The organism is Parcubacteria group bacterium (genome assembly GCA_016181765.1).
GTDB lineage: Bacteria > Patescibacteriota > Patescibacteriia > UBA2169 > UBA2169 > CG10-46-32.
Map to the genome: position 1 here is coordinate 49,751 of JACOYR010000002.1, position 14,078 is coordinate 63,828.

The window sequence follows — 14,078 nt, forward strand, 5'->3', positions numbered from 1 at the left end:
GCACCGGAGTCTATTTAATCTCGCCTCATCGCAGAATGAGAAGAGGTTAAATAAACCCGCTCGCGTAGGCCCTGGCTGCCCTACTAATAATTGCTTATCGCTTGATTAAGAACTTTTTGCTTTCTCCCAGGTCAGTGAACAGGTCAGCTGATTCCTTGAGCTTGCTGGACGCGGTCTTGGTGAACGCCATGACCTCCACCACGCATCCTTCGCTGTACTTGAGGTACGAAACCAGCGGCTCAAAGTCGCCGTCCCCGGAAACGAGCACCACGGCATCCAGCTTTGCGGCCATGCGGATCGCGTCCATGCAGATGCCCACGTCCCAGTCCCCCTTTTTGGCGCCCCCGAGGAACACCTGCAGCTCGCGCGACTTGACCTCAAACCCGATTTTTGCGAGCGCCGCAAAAAAATTATCTTCATCTGACTGCGGGCCTTTCACGGTATACGCAATGGCGCGGATGAGCTCGCGCTCACCCACGGCCTCCTCCAGGACCTTCCCGAAATTCACTTTTGCATCAAACAAATTTTTGGCTGAATAGTACATGTTCTGGATATCCACGAACACGCCTACCCTCTGTGCTTTGTACTGTGCCATATGCCTACACTACAAAAAAATATATAAAAAGTCAAGTATTGACGGTTCTTTGTCGGCGCTTTATGAACTGCTGCGGCGCGCATACTCATCGGCCGTCCGCCACACTGATGCCGGAATTGCGGGGTGCACCAGGCCCGGCCCAAAACGCAGGGTGTGCGCGATCTCGGACGAGGTGTACCCTCCGTACAGATACGCGTTCACGAGCTTGGGCCAGTGCGAGCGCGGATTCGGAATTCTTCCGGAGCCGAACTCAAGCTCCAGGGCCGACCGGAGTTCTGCGGCTTGGTACCGCTCCTCGGCAAGCGAGGAAAGGCGCGCTCTGCCGTACGCAAACGATCCCGCAACGGATGCGGCATCGGAAACCAATGCTTTTCTGCCCGGGCCCAAAGGGTCGTAGCCGTTGAGCGCCTCGGTGCCGTCGCTGTGCCCGTCCTGGTCTGAATCGGCATCCCAGGGGTCAGTGCCATACTGGTACTCAAAAAAGAGGGGGAGCCCGTCTGCGTCATGGTCAGCTAAAACATCATCCTTAAGGTGCGGGTGGAAGCCGTGGACGCGCTCCCACGCATCCGGCAAGCCGTCCGCGTCCGTGTCAAAACCTGTGTCAAGGCTTGAGAGCGTTGCAATGCCAGGTACCTGCGGATTGCGCTCGGACTGCAGGCCGTTTTGGTCAACCGCAACCACGGTGTAGTAGTACTGCTGGTTTGCCTGCACGGAGCGTGTGTTCAAAAACCCGCTGCCGCGGTATCCGGAAGCAACGAGATCCCCCTGCGTTGCGGGGTCAGTGCTGCGGTAAATGGAAACAGACGCGTACAAGTGCGGTTCGGGGTTCTGCCACGCAAGCTTAAGGGAAGTCCCGTCCCCGAGGTCGCGCACCGAGAGTTTGGCAACCGGAGGCGGGGGCGTGGAACCGCGGGTGCGCGCAAACGGGAATGCGCTCGCCAATGTTGCATCCGCACCCTCGCGGCCTGCGCTGTCCACGGTCTTAACCGCGTAATAGTACGTAATGCCGTTTTCCAGTGAACGGTCCTCGTACCAGGATCCGCCCACGCGGTCCGCAACCAGGCTGCCCAGGGCAGGAACCGTATTCCGGTAGATGCGCAGGTACGAAAAATTGTTTGATGGCGGGTTCTGCCACGAAAGCTTGACGGCTCCGGAAGACCCAGTCCCCTGGGCCACAAGGCCCGTAACCGGCAGCAAAACGTCCTGGCCCGCTGCATCGGCAACAACCGCGCGCCTGGGCTCGCTCTCGCTTTTCACCGCGCGGTTTGCGCCCAATGCCTGCACGCGGTAGTAGTACGCGGTGCCGCGGGGCAGATCGCGTTCCGTAAAGCTCCGGGACGTGGTTTCAATGCGAAAATCACCCCGCTCGTTTTCGTTCTGCGAGCGGTACACGCGGTATGCGGAAACGTCCGCGTCCGAGGGCTTAGTCCAGGAAATGGACACTCCTCCGGCACGATCCGCTCCTCCGGACAGCACGGGCTTTTCCGCTTCCAAGGCACTCGCGGAAGCGCTCGCAACGCCCGAGTCCCCGGACTGCACGTTGCCGGTGTTTACGGAACGCACGCGGTAGTAGTACGCAATCCCGTTGTTTACGGACCGGTCAATGTACTCGGTCCCGGACACCCGGCTTCCAACGCGCGAACCTGCGGATGCGAGCGCGGTTGAGCGGTACACATCAAACGTAAGCACGAGCCCGGGGTCAGGCCGCTCCCAGGTAACCTTGATGCTCCTGCCCTCGCCCGTATCCTGCGCCGCGACCGCAACCGGAGCCGGGACCACGGGCTTTGCGGATGCCTGCTGGGAAGGCGCGGAATCAATGCCCGCACTGGTCGCGACCACGCGGTAATAGTAGGTGACGTTGAACGAAACGCCGGAGTCAATAAACTCAAGGCCCGAAACCAGGCCGAGCGAGGTGCCCAAGCCCCCGCCCGTGGCAGAGCGGTGCACGCGGTACAGGCTTGCGCTCGCGGTAGGAGATGCCGCCCACGCAACGCGCACGGCCTGGCTAAAGCCGTGCTGGGCTGCGGACACATCTGGCGGCGGCTCAATCACATCTTGGCCGGTCGCAACCCCGGCGCTCCCGGCAGAGAGCGCGATCAGCCCGAGCGTCGCAATGGTGGTAAAAAACGGTTTCATATTACACTAAACCCTACACAGATAGGTAGGGTTTAGATGAAGATTAACTGTGGCCGCCGGAAGCGTCCGCCGGCGCTTCCTCTTCTGATGAACCCTCCTCGGTTATCGCGGTTTCGTCCTCCGGAGCCAGCGTGTGCTCGGCGCGCCTCTTGATGTGCAGCGCCTTGATGATGCTCTCGTAGGATTCCCCGTTTTCGCGCTGCAGGTAGTGCAGGAGCTTGCGGCGCTGCGAAACCTTTTTAATGAGGCCCCGGCGCGAAGAAAAGTCTTTCTTGTGCCCCTTCAGGTGTTCGGTGAGATCCTTGATCTCGGCCGAGAGAATGGCAATCTGCACCTCCGGAGACCCGGTGTCATTCTCGTGGGTCTTGTACTTTGCAATGATGCGATCTTTCTTCTTCTTATCAAGCATATCGTTGATAGTTAGTGATAGGCGGCATCCGAGTGGGCGGCGATCAAGCGCGCACCAAGGTACCGTAGCATGATGATTGCAATCTACCTGATTTGAGGCTTGTTGTCAAGAACGCGCAAGTGTCTTACAATAATAGCATGAAAAAACTTTCTTCCCTCATCACTGATTTCCTTGAGTACCTTGAGATAGAAAAAGGGCGCGCCCCGGCAACGCTCGGGAATTACGATTTCTACTTGCGGCGCTTTGCGCAGTGGGCGCGCGACCCCGGCCCGGGGCACATCACCATGGACGCGGTGCGCAGGTACCGGCTCTGGCTCAACCGCTACCAGGACCCGAAAACCCGCCAGCAGCTTTCCGCTAAAACCCAGAACTACCACCTGATTGCCCTGCGGAGTTTTTTGAAGTACCTCGCGCGCCAGGACATCCAGTCCTTGGCTCCCGAAAAAATTGAGCTCGGCCGCCAGGTGACCAGGGAGGTTGATTTTTTGGACGCTGATGACGTGGAGCGCCTGCTCGGCGCTCCTATGAAATCCGATGCAGCGGACATCATCAAGCTGCGCGACAAGGCGATTCTTGAAACGCTGTTCTCAACCGGCTTGCGCGTTTCGGAACTGACTGCATTGACGCGCGAAATGGTTAGCCTCGCCAAGGATGAATTCACGGTGCGCGGCAAAGGCGGAAAGCTGCGCCTCGTGTTTCTATCTGATGCGGCCAAAGACGCCATCAGGCGCTACTTGGACAAGCGGACCGGCGTTGAGGGAGCGCTCTTTATCTCGCACGACCGCGCGCAAAAAGCCGAGTCAAGAAAAAACAGCGCATCGCGCGCGCTGACCCCGCGGTCCGTGCAGCGCATCGTGGAAAAGCATGCCGTTGCCGCGGGCATCACAAAAGAAATCACTCCCCACACCCTGCGGCACTCGTTTGCCACTGACCTGCTCTCAAACGGCGCGGACCTGCGCGCGGTGCAAACCATGCTCGGGCACGAATCAATCACCACCACCCAGATTTACACGCACGTCACCAATAAACGGCTCAAAGACGTCTACCGCGCGTACCACGGAACAGCGGCCGCGCATTGACAAAACTGATTTTTTTCTGTTAAATGGCTAGTATCCTCAAAAGGACCGAGCCTACGACGAGCCCTCGTAGTTCAATGGATAGAACACCAGCCTTCTAAGTTGGTTATGCAGGTTCGATTCCTGCCGAGGGTACCATGGCGGCTATAGTTTAATGGCAGAACATCGGGTTGTGGTCCCGAATGCGAGGGTTCGATTCCCTCTAGCCGCCCCACAAAAAAACCCGCCGAACCGGCGGGTTTTTTGCATCAAACGTTTTACCTGAAAATGTTGAGTATTGATTTCCAGCCCGTGTACCGGGGCCGCTCATCCCCCTTTTCGGAATCATCAGAATCAAGAGCTGTAGTATTCCCCTTAACATACTCAAGGGGCGCAACGTATGCGCCGGTGTAGCGGGTGTAATTCTTGACCATGACCATGGCGTTTGCCGATGGGGCCAGAAACAGGGAAGCAGCCAGTACCAAGCAGAAAAGTGCCCTATATATGCCTGTTTTCATATGTATACTCCTTGTTAAAAACAAGAGTATATGGTACTCCTTTTGGGCCAAAAAGTCAACCCCTCCGCCTGCGGGCAGAGGGGTTGGACGGAAAACGCATTAGTTCAGTACCGAATCAAAAAACGACTTGAGCTGGGCGTAGGAAACTGATCCGTTCACGGGAATCTTTTCCCCGTCCGGGGTCACGATCACGGAGTAGGGCGTGCCCTGCCCGCCCGCAACAACCGCGTCATTGGCCTGCTGCTGCACTTTCTCGGCCCAGCGGCCGGACTCAAGGCACGCGGTAAAATCCGCGCGGTCAATGCCTGCGTACTCGGCAATATCCGGGAGCTCGTCCACATCAAGCCCGTTATTGGAAGGGGTCACCTCAAACACGCGGTCAATAAACGCCCAGAACCCGTCATTGCCTCCGAGCTCGCCCGCGCACTCTGCTGCTTCAGCTTCTTTTGGAGCCTTGGGGTGGATTGAGGTCAAAGGAAAATGGCGGTACACCCAACGCACGCGGTCTTTGTATTCGTCAACGGCCTGGGAAATTTCGGGATGGAAGCTCTTGCAGTACGGGCACTCAAGGTCCGAGTACTCAACAATGGTAACTCCGGCTTCGGGGTTTCCGCGCATCCAATCCGAATCCGTGACCGGGGCGAAATTGATGGCCGGAGCCTCGGGTGCCGCATTCCCGGCAACCGCGGACGGGTTTGCCGCCTGCGGAGCAGGAGCTTCTTCTGTGCGTAAAACCATGATGAGGAGCACAAAAAAGCCGACCACGAAAAATACGGCCAAAGCCGCGCCAATGCCCGCCAGGAAGCTCTGTTTGGTTGAGAGTGCCATGTGTGTATGTGGTTACTGTTCAAACGTGGTGTTAAAGGTACCAAACCAAGCGCGCCCCTGTCAAGGCGCGTGTTGATAAAGACGCTGGTCAATACCGGCGGCTTTGTGGTAGGTTGAAAGCATCACTCGGAGGGCACGCGCGGTGCCCTTTTACAATCCACCGAGCAGAAGAGGAGGCTCCTCGTGCAAAACACAGATTGCTATGTTGATCTGAAGTGCGGCGAGCGGGAGACTATGCTCTTTTTCCTGCTCAACGCGCTCCTGCAGTCGCGGATAGAGACGGGCCACGAGTCAGACGGCGACGAAGAGGTTAATGTCTACATGGCCGGACTCTTGCACTCACTGGTGGACGGCAGGTTCTATGTGGACAATGCCGACCACCTGGCCGCGTCACCGCTTGATGTGGCACATATAGCTGATCAGGCCGGAACAACCCGCGGCAAAGCCAACGTCTACCGCACCAATGCCGACCACCTCCTTGCGGCGTTTGGCTTGTTTGGCGGAGACGGGAACCGTATCTCGCGGTACCACAGGGCCATGGTTCTCCAGCAAACCGAAGCGAGTCTTGAGCACGCTCGCGAGTTCTACGAATGGGCAGTCTTGTTCTATGCCCGCATGCCAGCCCGGTATCGCGGCCTGGCCCTGACCTTGAACAAGCTCTCTGCCGGGTTTGACACCTACCGCCAGGTGCTTAGCCACATGGGCGCAAACTACATCGGTCTGCTCGCACGGCTGTCTGCGGGCCAGATGGCGCATCTGGAGCACGATGCCCACCAGGCGGCACTGCCTGCGATTGCGGAGCATGCCCTTGACCGCATGCTGGACGCGTACACCCGCTGGCGCGGCCAACCGACCGCTGCCAACCGGCGGCGCTTCATGGAGGCAAGCGGCCCGTACTGCCAGCTCAAACCCGACTTCAATCCCGCAACACTCGTTCCTGAACCGCCGACACAAGGAGGAAACGCAAGAGAAAACTAGGATGGGAGACCCCATCCGAAAAGCCCCGCCCGGAACACCGGACGGGGCTTCCTTTTTTTACCATGATGACGATTTAGCGCGCGTACTCTATGACACGGGTTTCGCGGATCACGTTCACTTTGATCTCGCCCGGGTACTTAAGCTCCGCCTCAATCCGATCCGCAATCTCGCGGGCCAGCTCGTGCGCACGGAAATCATCCACCTTGCCCGGAGTCACGAACACGCGGATTTCGCGGCCCGCCTGGATGGCGTACGCCTTTTCCACGCCCTCAAATCCGGTTGCAATGTCTTCCAGCTCGCCGAGGCGCTGGAGGTACTGCTCGTACGTGTCCTTGCGCGCGCCCGGGCGCGCGCCCGAAACCGCGTCCGCGACTTTCACGATCACGGTCTCAAGCTGGGCCGGGTGGTCGTCGTGGTGCGTGAGGCAAATCTGCGCAACCTCTTCGGGCAGGCCGAACTTCTTGCAGATGTCATACCCGATCTTGGGATGCCCGCCCTCAATCTCGTGGTCAACGGCTTTACCGATGTCGTGCAAGAGTCCGCCCTTGCGCGCGAGCTCAACGTTGGCGCCCAGCTCTTCGGCCAGCAATACGGACAGGTGCGCGATTTCAACAGAATGGGACAGCACGTTCTGGCCGTAGGATGTGCGGTACTTCAAGCGGCCGATGATCTGCACGAGCTTGGGGTGCAAACCCGCAACCCCGGCGTCGTAGGCCGCCGCCTCGCCCGCCTTTTTCATGTCAACCGCAATTTCCTTTTTGGCCTGCTCCACGGTCTCCTCAATGCGGCCCGGGTGGATGCGGCCGTCAACCATCAAGCGCTCCAGCGCTTTCTTGGCCAAGTGCCTGCGGATCGGCGAGAAGCCGGAAATCATGAGCGTCAGCGGGGTCTCATCAATAATCACCTCAACGCCGGTGAGCTGCTCAAGGGTCTTGATGTTGCGGCCCTCTTTTCCGATGATGCGGCCCTTCATTTCATCAGACGGCAAAGTCAAAGATGTGGTCGTGGTTTCTACGGCGTGGTTGGATGCGCACCGCTCCATTGCCAAGGACAAGAGCTGGCGCGCTTTCTCGTCCCACTCGTCGCTCCCTACCTCATCCAGCTTGCGCAGCCTCGTGAGCAAGTCATCCTTGGCGCGGATCTCTATGTTCTCAAGCAGCACGTTCTTGGCTTCCTCCTGCGAAAGGCCGGCAACTTTTTCCAGCTTCTCCATCTGCTGGACCTTGATTGCCTGGATCTGCTCTTTGGCCGCATCCAGCTGCTTATCCTTTTCCGCGAGCGCGGTCTGCTTGCCTTCCAAATCCAAAAGCTTCTGGTCAAACAGGCTCTCCCGCTTTTCCAGCCTGTCCTGGCTCGCCATAACCTCGCGCCTGCGCGTTTCCTCGTCCCGCTTTGCCTCTTCAATCACTGCCAAAGCGCGGTCCTTGGCCTCAAGCAGGACTTCTTTTTCTTTTGATTTCGCCTCCTGGATAATCTGCTCTGCCCGCGCCTCTGCCGAAGACACGCTCCGCGTGGCCGCGAGCTTGCGCACAATGTATCCCAACACAAAACCGCCCGCTACTGCTGCGACGATTCCTATGAGAATAAATGGGTTCATATACTATCTCTCAAACGCAGACACCGATGAGATAGTATGGATAGAAGAAGATGGGTTGCCAGAAATCACGAACAACGTGCGCTCTCCAAAAGGCGGCTATTCCAATCCAATAGGGGAAAACGCTATGAACATGGTTTCTATTTTTCTTGACGTTTTAGCAAAAACCTAAGGGGTTTGTTGCGGCAATTCTATCCAAGACTATCGGGCTACGGTAAACTGCTCAATTAATAATTACCTGTATTGAGCTTACCACAAAGGATTTTGCGTGTCAAGGCGGCTATGGCCGGCCCTATTCAATGATTTTATCAACCAATCCGTACTGCTTGGCCTCTTCCGCGGTCATAAAAAAATCGCGGTCCGTGTCCTTCTCAATTTTGGCGATGTCCTGGCCCGTGTGTTTCGCCAAAATCTGATTGAGGCGTGCGTGCAGCTTTAAGATGTGCTCGGCCCGGATTTTGATGTCCGATGCCTGGCCCTCGGCGCCCCCCATGACCTGGTGCAGCATGACCTCGGAGTTCGGAAGGCTAAAGCGCTTGCCTTTTGCGCCGGATGCGAGCAGTGTGGCTGCCATGGACGCCGCGATCCCCACGCAGATGGTTGAGACGTCGGACGTAACGTACTGCATGGTGTCGTAGATGGCAAGCCCGGCCGTGACCGAGCCCCCCGGAGAGTTGATGTACATCTTGATGTCCTTTTCCTGTCCTTGAGAATCCAAAAACAAAAGCTGGGCAATGACCGTGTTTGCAAGATCATCGTAAATGCCCGAACCCAGGAATATGATGCGCTCCTTTAAGAGGCGCGAGTAGATGTCGTACGCCCGCTCCCCTGCGTGCGACTTTTCAATGACGGTCGGGATCAGGTGAAAATTATGCGGTTCCTGTGGCATAGCATTATTCAATTATTTTCCAGCCGTGTTCCGTTTCCGTAATGGTGCCCTTGACGGTAAAGCCCGCTGCTTTGGCGTGGCCTCCTCCGCCCATCAGTTTAGCAATTTGCGACACATCAATCAATTCATGGGTCGTGCGCAGGGAGCCTTTCACGGTGCCGTCCGGCAGCTCGCGCAGGAGCATGGACATCTTGACGTCCGCCAAATGGTTGAGTAGTGATGCCACGCCTTCGGCATCATCCGGTTCTGCGCTGCACTCGGCAAAATCGCTATGCCGCAGCACGGTCACGGCAATGCCCTTCTTGGGATCCAAGCGCAAGCGCTCCAGGGCGCGTCCCCAGAGCTTGAGGGACGCCAGGGACTTGTTGCGCATGGTGTTGGCCGTAAGGTCCTTAAAGTTCGCGCCGAGTTTCAATAACTCTGACGAGACTGCCAGTGATTCGGGCGTGGTGCCTAAATTAGTAAACGCGTCCGTGTCCGTATACACCCCGGCCAAAAGGCAGGTTGCTGTATTCTTATCAATCGCGAATCCATCCTCAACGAAAAACTGGTACAAAATCTCCGCGGTTGCGGCGCGCTTCTCAAACACCACATTCACAGTTCCGTACCGCGGGTTGCTTAGGTGGTGGTCAATGTTCAGGACCACGCGCCCGGCAAGCTCGTCGCGGAGGGTAGTACCGGCCATGCTCAAGTCCCCGCAGTCAACCATGACCACCGCAGAAGCCTGCTTCCAAAAATCATCCCCCGGCTTTCGTATGGTGTCCGCGCCGGGCAGGAACTTCAGCGCTCCCGGCACTTCGTCAACGCAGTAGCTCTGGACCGGCGCGCCCAGGCGCACAACGTAGGAAGCGAGCGCCAAAAGCGAGCCAATGGCGTCCCCGTCCGGCCGCTTGTGTGTGATGAGCGCAATTGGCGCATAGCGCTCAAGCGCTTGTTTGAATTGGGCAAACTCTTCTCGCATAGCCAGGCAGACTACCACACCCAGAGCGCTGTGGCAAGCCTACTTCACCACGCGCTCTTCTTCAACAAAACAGTTCAAAATATCGCCCTCGCGGAACCCGCGCGCCCCTGCCACCTTCATGCCGCCTTCAATGCCCTCTTTCAGTTCAGGCATGGGCTGTTTGTTCTGCTGGAGCTCCATAATTTTTCCCTCATCAATGGGGTCTCCGTTCCGCAGCAGCCTAAATTTCGCAGACGCAGTAATGGGCGCGCGCTTGACCCGTCCGCCGATGATGGACTCGGCCTTGGAATCCTTGAACACCTTGAGTACCTCAAAGTCGCCCTGCGGCACTTCCACGATCTCGGTTTTTATGAACTGCTTGAGGCGCGCGGCCGCATCATCCAAAAGCTCGTAAATGATTTTGGAAATTTTAATTTCGGATTTCCGGTTGTAGCTCGCCTGCTTTGCCTCCGGGGAAAGCTGAACGCTGAATCCGTAAATCACGGCATGTTCGGCTTCCGCGAGCAGCACGTCCGACTCCGTGATGTTGCCCAAGCCCTGCTTGAGGATTGCGACGCGCACGTCCGGGCGCTCCAGATGCTTGAGGGACGCGATGAACGCCTCCAGCGAGCCGAGCACGTCCGCTTTGATGATCACGCTGAACTCCGGAACCTTTGGCTTGTCGCCCTCCTGGCCCGCCGCCTCCCCGCCGGAGAGGCGGGAAGAAGCAGAACCCTTCGGGGCCTTTTCAATAGGCGTGGCAGCTTCTCCAGTATCAACCAAGTGGTACTGCTTGGTGCTCTTCTTGCGCATGGCCCTGCCAACCTCGCCCACGTTCAGGATGTCCCCCACTGAAGGCGTGCTCTTTAAGCCCAAAATTTTAGCGGGCATGGAGGGCGTTGCCGCATCAATGTTCCCGCCGTTCCAGTCTTTGAGCGCCTTGATCTTGCCGAAGGTTTCGCCGATGACCACGCTATCCCCGACCCGCAACGTGCCCTCGTGCACCAAGACCGTGGCAACCGGCCCTTCGCCGCGGTCCACGTGGGACTCAATGATAACGCCCTGCGCCGCTTTGGAGGCGTCCGCGGTAAAGGTTTCCAAATCAGCCACCAAAAGCACCATGTCCAAAAGCTCGTGGATGCCCTCGCCCTTTTTGGCGGACACCTGGGCAGTCACCACCTTGCCGCCCCAGTCCTCGGGGTTCAGGTTGATTTCGGTGAGCTCTTTCTTGACGCGGTCAACATCAGCCCCGGGCTTGTCTATTTTGTTGATGGCAACCACGAACGGCAGATTCTCTTTCTGTATCACGTTGATGGATTCCAATGTCTGGGGCTTGAGGCCGTCGTCCGCCGCAACCACGAGAATGGCAACGTCAGCCACCTGGCCGCCCCGCTCGCGCATGGCCTTGAATGCCTCGTGCCCGGGCGTATCCAGGAAGGTGATGATGCGGCCTTTCTCTTCCACTTGGTACGCGCCGATGTGCTGGGTGATGCCGCCGGACTCGCCTGCCACCACATTGGTTTTGCGGATCGCGTCCAGGAGCGTGGTTTTGCCGTGGTCAACATGTCCCATGACCACCACCACGGGCGGCCGGACCGAACCTGCCTTAGCTTCCCTGCGCTTTGCCTTAAGGTCGCGCAAAGTCTCTCTGCCCGCTTCGGCTGCTGTTGCGGCGGCTTGGCCCCGCACAGCCTTGAACCCGTAGTCCTCGGCAACGATTGACGCGGTTTCAAAGTCAATCTGCTCGTTCAAGCTCGCCATGATGCCCTGCTTCATCAAATACCCGATGAGGTGCGGCACGGCGGTGCCGAGCTTCTGCGCGAGGTCGTTGACGGAAATTTTTTCGGGGACCGCGAGCTCTCTCTGCGGGGCGTCCTTGCGCGCTTCCGCGGCCTGGCGGACCGTTGCCTGCTTGTCCATTTTTTCGCGCAAGCGCTCGTGCCGCGCCGCCTCGCCCCAGGCGCGCTTGATGCGCTCTGCCTGGGCCGTGTCCACTTTAATGGCGCGCAGGCCAATGTCAAAGCCAAGCTCCGGAAGTTTTTCCAAAAGCTCTGTCCTGGTGGTGCCGAGTTGCCGCGCGAGTTCCGTTACGTTCATACTTCTGATTTCCCCTCCTTACCAAGAGCCTGTCCCGAGTATTCCCGAGGGAAGGGGACTAAGGGGTGGTTAATAAAACTATTACAGTCTACCGAAAATTAAGCATTTAGTCAATGCTTTGCTGAAACAATGGCGCTGTATCAACCTATTCAACGCGCACCACGCGATACCTTGTTTCGCCGTTTTTTGTTTTGATGATTGCCTCATCCCCTGCGCGCTTTCCCATAAGCGCCGCACCGATTGGCGACTGATAGGAAATAATCCCGCTCTCGGGCTTGGCTTCGGACGAACCCAGGATGCGGAACGCCTTTTGGCTTCGGTTTGATTCAACCGTCACGGTGCTGCCCAGGTGCACGGCGCCGTTTGCGGAACCCGGAGTGATGATGACAGCCTGGTTCAGGTGCGATTTGATTTCCTCCATGGCACGGTTCAATCCGCGCAGCTTGCCCTTGGCAATCTGGTATTCCGCGTTCTCGGAAAAATCCCCGTTCTCCGCAAGGCGGGCCACTTCTTTCACGAGCGCCGGGCGCGACTGCTTCATGCGGCTAAGCTTTGATGAAAGCTCATCAAATTTCTCCCGCGTCATGTGCGGATCAACGGAGGGGTGCGTGTACTTTTCGGACTTGCGGATGGGTACTCTCATGCCTTTAGTATAACTCGCCAGTGAGCCGATCAATCACCTGAGTTCCATCCCAACATGCGGGAACCAACTCCCATGGAACACTATGCTGATCCAGTAGCATGCAGTCTGGAGACTCCTGGCCGGTATAGATTTCTTTAAATTGTCCGGCTGTCTCCCCAAGAACCACGTAGTATCCGGTTCTCGCCAATCCGACTTCCACCCGATAGAAATCCCCAGAACTGTCAATATGCTCAATAGTGGCATTCATGTGCTGAAACTTGAGGGTATCCAAAAACGGCTTTTGTTCCTGTAAATTTTTAGCGATCGTCTCACGACTGGTGCATGCAATACTCATTGATATGGACGAGTCAGACCCCCAAATATCCGTATTTACTCCGACAGAACACGCCTCATCATCGTTTTCATAGGGCTTCGCATAATCGTACAGCGCATAATCGTTCTCCGTGCCCGAATAGTTCGCTTGGTTCAATGTATATCCGTTGTCCTCAAACTTTTTGGAGGCGATAGTAATAATGTCCGAAAAATCAGAATCGGTTTCCGGAGAATCATCCGCGGACGCGTACCATTTTTTATTAATCACGATGGCTTCGTAGGGAGTGTTCGAGAGCGTGTAGCCCTCATCCGTTATCCACCGCATGTATGCATCTTCACTGCGATTCACCTGAATGCCGCTTCGTACGCCGATACTATTCACAATAGATCTAAGTACATCATTCTGGAACCCAAGTAAATCCGCACGAGGCACAGTGCTCATAGCTAGCTCCGGCTCTGCGTGTCTGCGCAATACCAAAAATCCCGCCAATACGGCAATGACGCATAGTATGACAATCACAATAAAATATGTGGACTTCCTGCTCACATCTATCACTCTTAATTATCCCGCTTCTCAAACGTCTCTTTTTTCTTTTCCTTTATGCGCCGGACAATCAAGTACACTAAAAACGCCGCGATGACCCCGTAGAACAGTATCACAAACAATGCTCCGCCGTTCATATGGTTATGAAAGCTTTACCGCGGTGCCATATACCAGAATCTCGGACGCAGCCTGCATGATCATGGACGTGTGCATGCGCACATTGATGACCGCATCCGCGCCCAGCTTTTCCGCATCCTGCTGCATGCGCTGGAGCGCCTGCTCGCGCGACTCTGCCTGCAGCTGGGTGTACTCCGTGATTTCGCCGCCCACGATGTTCTTAAAACCCGCGAGTACGTCCCGGCCAATGCTCCGCGCCCGCACTGTGCTGCCCCGCGCAATTCCCAGAATCTCGCTAACTTCTTTTCCGGGGATATGCTCCCCTGTGGTGAGTATCATATGGTTCGTTTAATGCTGCCTTGAGTATAGCAAAAAATCAGCTTTTAATCAGTAAGAGCTTCTCTTTCCGTGACAGCGCCATGC

14 protein-coding genes and 2 tRNA genes are annotated in these 14,078 nt (G+C 56.9%); 4 read left to right on the forward strand and 12 right to left on the reverse strand.

Annotated features, from left to right (window positions below; all coding sequences use genetic code 11):
- Nucleotides 1–94 precede the first annotated feature (94 nt).
- The 3 genes from HYT31_02065 to rpsO are packed head-to-tail and all read right to left on the reverse strand — an operon-like array spanning nt 95 to nt 3,140.
- Nucleotides 95–595, reverse strand: coding sequence for an NYN domain-containing protein (locus tag HYT31_02065; GenBank protein ID MBI2050568.1), 501 nt, complete (start codon nt 593–595; stop codon nt 95–97).
- Between the two features lie 60 nt (nt 596–655).
- Nucleotides 656–2,731, reverse strand: coding sequence for a fibronectin type III domain-containing protein (locus HYT31_02070; GenBank protein ID MBI2050569.1), 2,076 nt, complete (start codon nt 2,729–2,731; stop codon nt 656–658).
- 43 nt (nt 2,732–2,774) lie between these two features.
- Nucleotides 2,775–3,140, reverse strand: coding sequence for a 30S ribosomal protein S15 (gene rpsO / locus HYT31_02075; GenBank protein MBI2050570.1), 366 nt, complete (start codon nt 3,138–3,140; stop codon nt 2,775–2,777).
- Between the two features lie 137 nt (nt 3,141–3,277).
- Here rpsO and HYT31_02080 point away from each other — a divergent pair, with 137 nt between their 5' ends.
- From HYT31_02080 to HYT31_02090, 3 genes are all read left to right on the forward strand, one after another.
- Nucleotides 3,278–4,219 carry a tyrosine-type recombinase/integrase gene (locus HYT31_02080; GenBank protein MBI2050571.1) on the forward strand — a complete coding sequence of 314 codons (942 nt, stop codon included), beginning with the start codon at nt 3,278–3,280 and terminating at the stop codon, nt 4,217–4,219.
- A gap of 60 nt (nt 4,220–4,279) precedes the next feature.
- Nucleotides 4,280–4,354, forward strand: a tRNA-Arg gene (locus tag HYT31_02085).
- A gap of 2 nt (nt 4,355–4,356) precedes the next feature.
- Nucleotides 4,357–4,430, forward strand: a tRNA-His gene (locus tag HYT31_02090).
- Between the two features lie 43 nt (nt 4,431–4,473).
- Here HYT31_02090 and HYT31_02095 read toward each other — a convergent pair.
- Nucleotides 4,474–4,713 (reverse strand): hypothetical protein, encoded by a 240-nt coding sequence (locus tag HYT31_02095; protein ID MBI2050572.1) that lies wholly within the window; start codon nt 4,711–4,713, stop codon nt 4,474–4,476.
- A gap of 99 nt (nt 4,714–4,812) precedes the next feature.
- Nucleotides 4,813–5,541 (reverse strand): thioredoxin domain-containing protein, encoded by a 729-nt coding sequence (locus tag HYT31_02100; GenBank protein MBI2050573.1) that lies wholly within the window; start codon nt 5,539–5,541, stop codon nt 4,813–4,815.
- Nucleotides 5,542–5,724: 183 nt separating this feature from the next.
- Between HYT31_02100 and HYT31_02105 the strand changes: the two genes are divergently transcribed.
- On the forward strand, nt 5,725–6,519 hold the full coding sequence (locus HYT31_02105) for a hypothetical protein (GenBank protein MBI2050574.1): 795 nt from the start codon (nt 5,725–5,727) through the stop codon (nt 6,517–6,519).
- A 73-nt stretch (nt 6,520–6,592) separates the two neighbouring features.
- On the opposite strand, the gene rny is transcribed toward HYT31_02105, so the two are convergent.
- From rny to HYT31_02140, 7 genes are all read right to left on the reverse strand, one after another.
- Nucleotides 6,593–8,116, reverse strand: a complete 1,524-nt coding sequence (gene rny / locus HYT31_02110) for a ribonuclease Y (protein ID MBI2050575.1) — start codon at nt 8,114–8,116, stop codon at nt 6,593–6,595.
- 289 nt (nt 8,117–8,405) lie between these two features.
- A complete protein-coding gene (gene clpP / locus HYT31_02115) occupies nt 8,406–9,002 on the reverse strand; it encodes an ATP-dependent Clp endopeptidase proteolytic subunit ClpP (protein ID MBI2050576.1) in 597 nt (198 codons plus the stop codon).
- A 4-nt stretch (nt 9,003–9,006) separates the two neighbouring features.
- Entirely contained in the window at nt 9,007–9,963 is a 957-nt protein-coding gene (locus HYT31_02120; GenBank protein MBI2050577.1) for a bifunctional oligoribonuclease/PAP phosphatase NrnA, read from the reverse strand.
- Between the two features lie 39 nt (nt 9,964–10,002).
- On the reverse strand, nt 10,003–12,039 hold the full coding sequence (locus tag HYT31_02125) for a translation initiation factor IF-2 (protein ID MBI2050578.1): 2,037 nt from the start codon (nt 12,037–12,039) through the stop codon (nt 10,003–10,005).
- 145 nt (nt 12,040–12,184) lie between these two features.
- Nucleotides 12,185–12,682, reverse strand: coding sequence for a GreA/GreB family elongation factor (locus HYT31_02130; GenBank protein MBI2050579.1), 498 nt, complete (start codon nt 12,680–12,682; stop codon nt 12,185–12,187).
- Between the two features lie 4 nt (nt 12,683–12,686).
- On the reverse strand, nt 12,687–13,436 hold the full coding sequence (locus HYT31_02135; GenBank protein ID MBI2050580.1) for a hypothetical protein: 750 nt from the start codon (nt 13,434–13,436) through the stop codon (nt 12,687–12,689).
- A 243-nt stretch (nt 13,437–13,679) separates the two neighbouring features.
- A complete protein-coding gene (locus HYT31_02140) occupies nt 13,680–13,994 on the reverse strand; it encodes a YbjQ family protein (GenBank protein MBI2050581.1) in 315 nt (104 codons plus the stop codon).
- Between the last annotated feature and the right edge of the window lie 84 nt (nt 13,995–14,078).

Excerpts from the sequence above, each read along its gene's own strand:
- HYT31_02065 (MBI2050568.1), bottom strand. The coding sequence starts at position 595 with ATGGCACAGTACAAAGCACAGAGGGTAGGCGTGTTCGTGGATATCCAG.
- HYT31_02070 (MBI2050569.1), bottom strand. The coding sequence starts at position 2,731 with ATGAAACCGTTTTTTACCACCATTGCGACGCTCGGGCTGATCGCGCTC.
- rpsO (MBI2050570.1), bottom strand. The coding sequence starts at position 3,140 with ATGCTTGATAAGAAGAAGAAAGATCGCATCATTGCAAAGTACAAGACC.
- HYT31_02080 (MBI2050571.1), top strand. The coding sequence starts at position 3,278 with ATGAAAAAACTTTCTTCCCTCATCACTGATTTCCTTGAGTACCTTGAG.
- HYT31_02095 (MBI2050572.1), bottom strand. The coding sequence starts at position 4,713 with ATGAAAACAGGCATATATAGGGCACTTTTCTGCTTGGTACTGGCTGCT.
- HYT31_02100 (MBI2050573.1), bottom strand. The coding sequence starts at position 5,541 with ATGGCACTCTCAACCAAACAGAGCTTCCTGGCGGGCATTGGCGCGGCT.
- rny (MBI2050575.1), bottom strand. The coding sequence starts at position 8,116 with ATGAACCCATTTATTCTCATAGGAATCGTCGCAGCAGTAGCGGGCGGT.
- clpP (MBI2050576.1), bottom strand. The coding sequence starts at position 9,002 with ATGCCACAGGAACCGCATAATTTTCACCTGATCCCGACCGTCATTGAA.
- HYT31_02120 (MBI2050577.1), bottom strand. The coding sequence starts at position 9,963 with ATGCGAGAAGAGTTTGCCCAATTCAAACAAGCGCTTGAGCGCTATGCG.
- HYT31_02125 (MBI2050578.1), bottom strand. The coding sequence starts at position 12,039 with ATGAACGTAACGGAACTCGCGCGGCAACTCGGCACCACCAGGACAGAG.
- HYT31_02130 (MBI2050579.1), bottom strand. The coding sequence starts at position 12,682 with ATGAGAGTACCCATCCGCAAGTCCGAAAAGTACACGCACCCCTCCGTT.
- HYT31_02135 (MBI2050580.1), bottom strand. The coding sequence starts at position 13,436 with ATGAGCACTGTGCCTCGTGCGGATTTACTTGGGTTCCAGAATGATGTA.
- HYT31_02140 (MBI2050581.1), bottom strand. The coding sequence starts at position 13,994 with ATGATACTCACCACAGGGGAGCATATCCCCGGAAAAGAAGTTAGCGAG.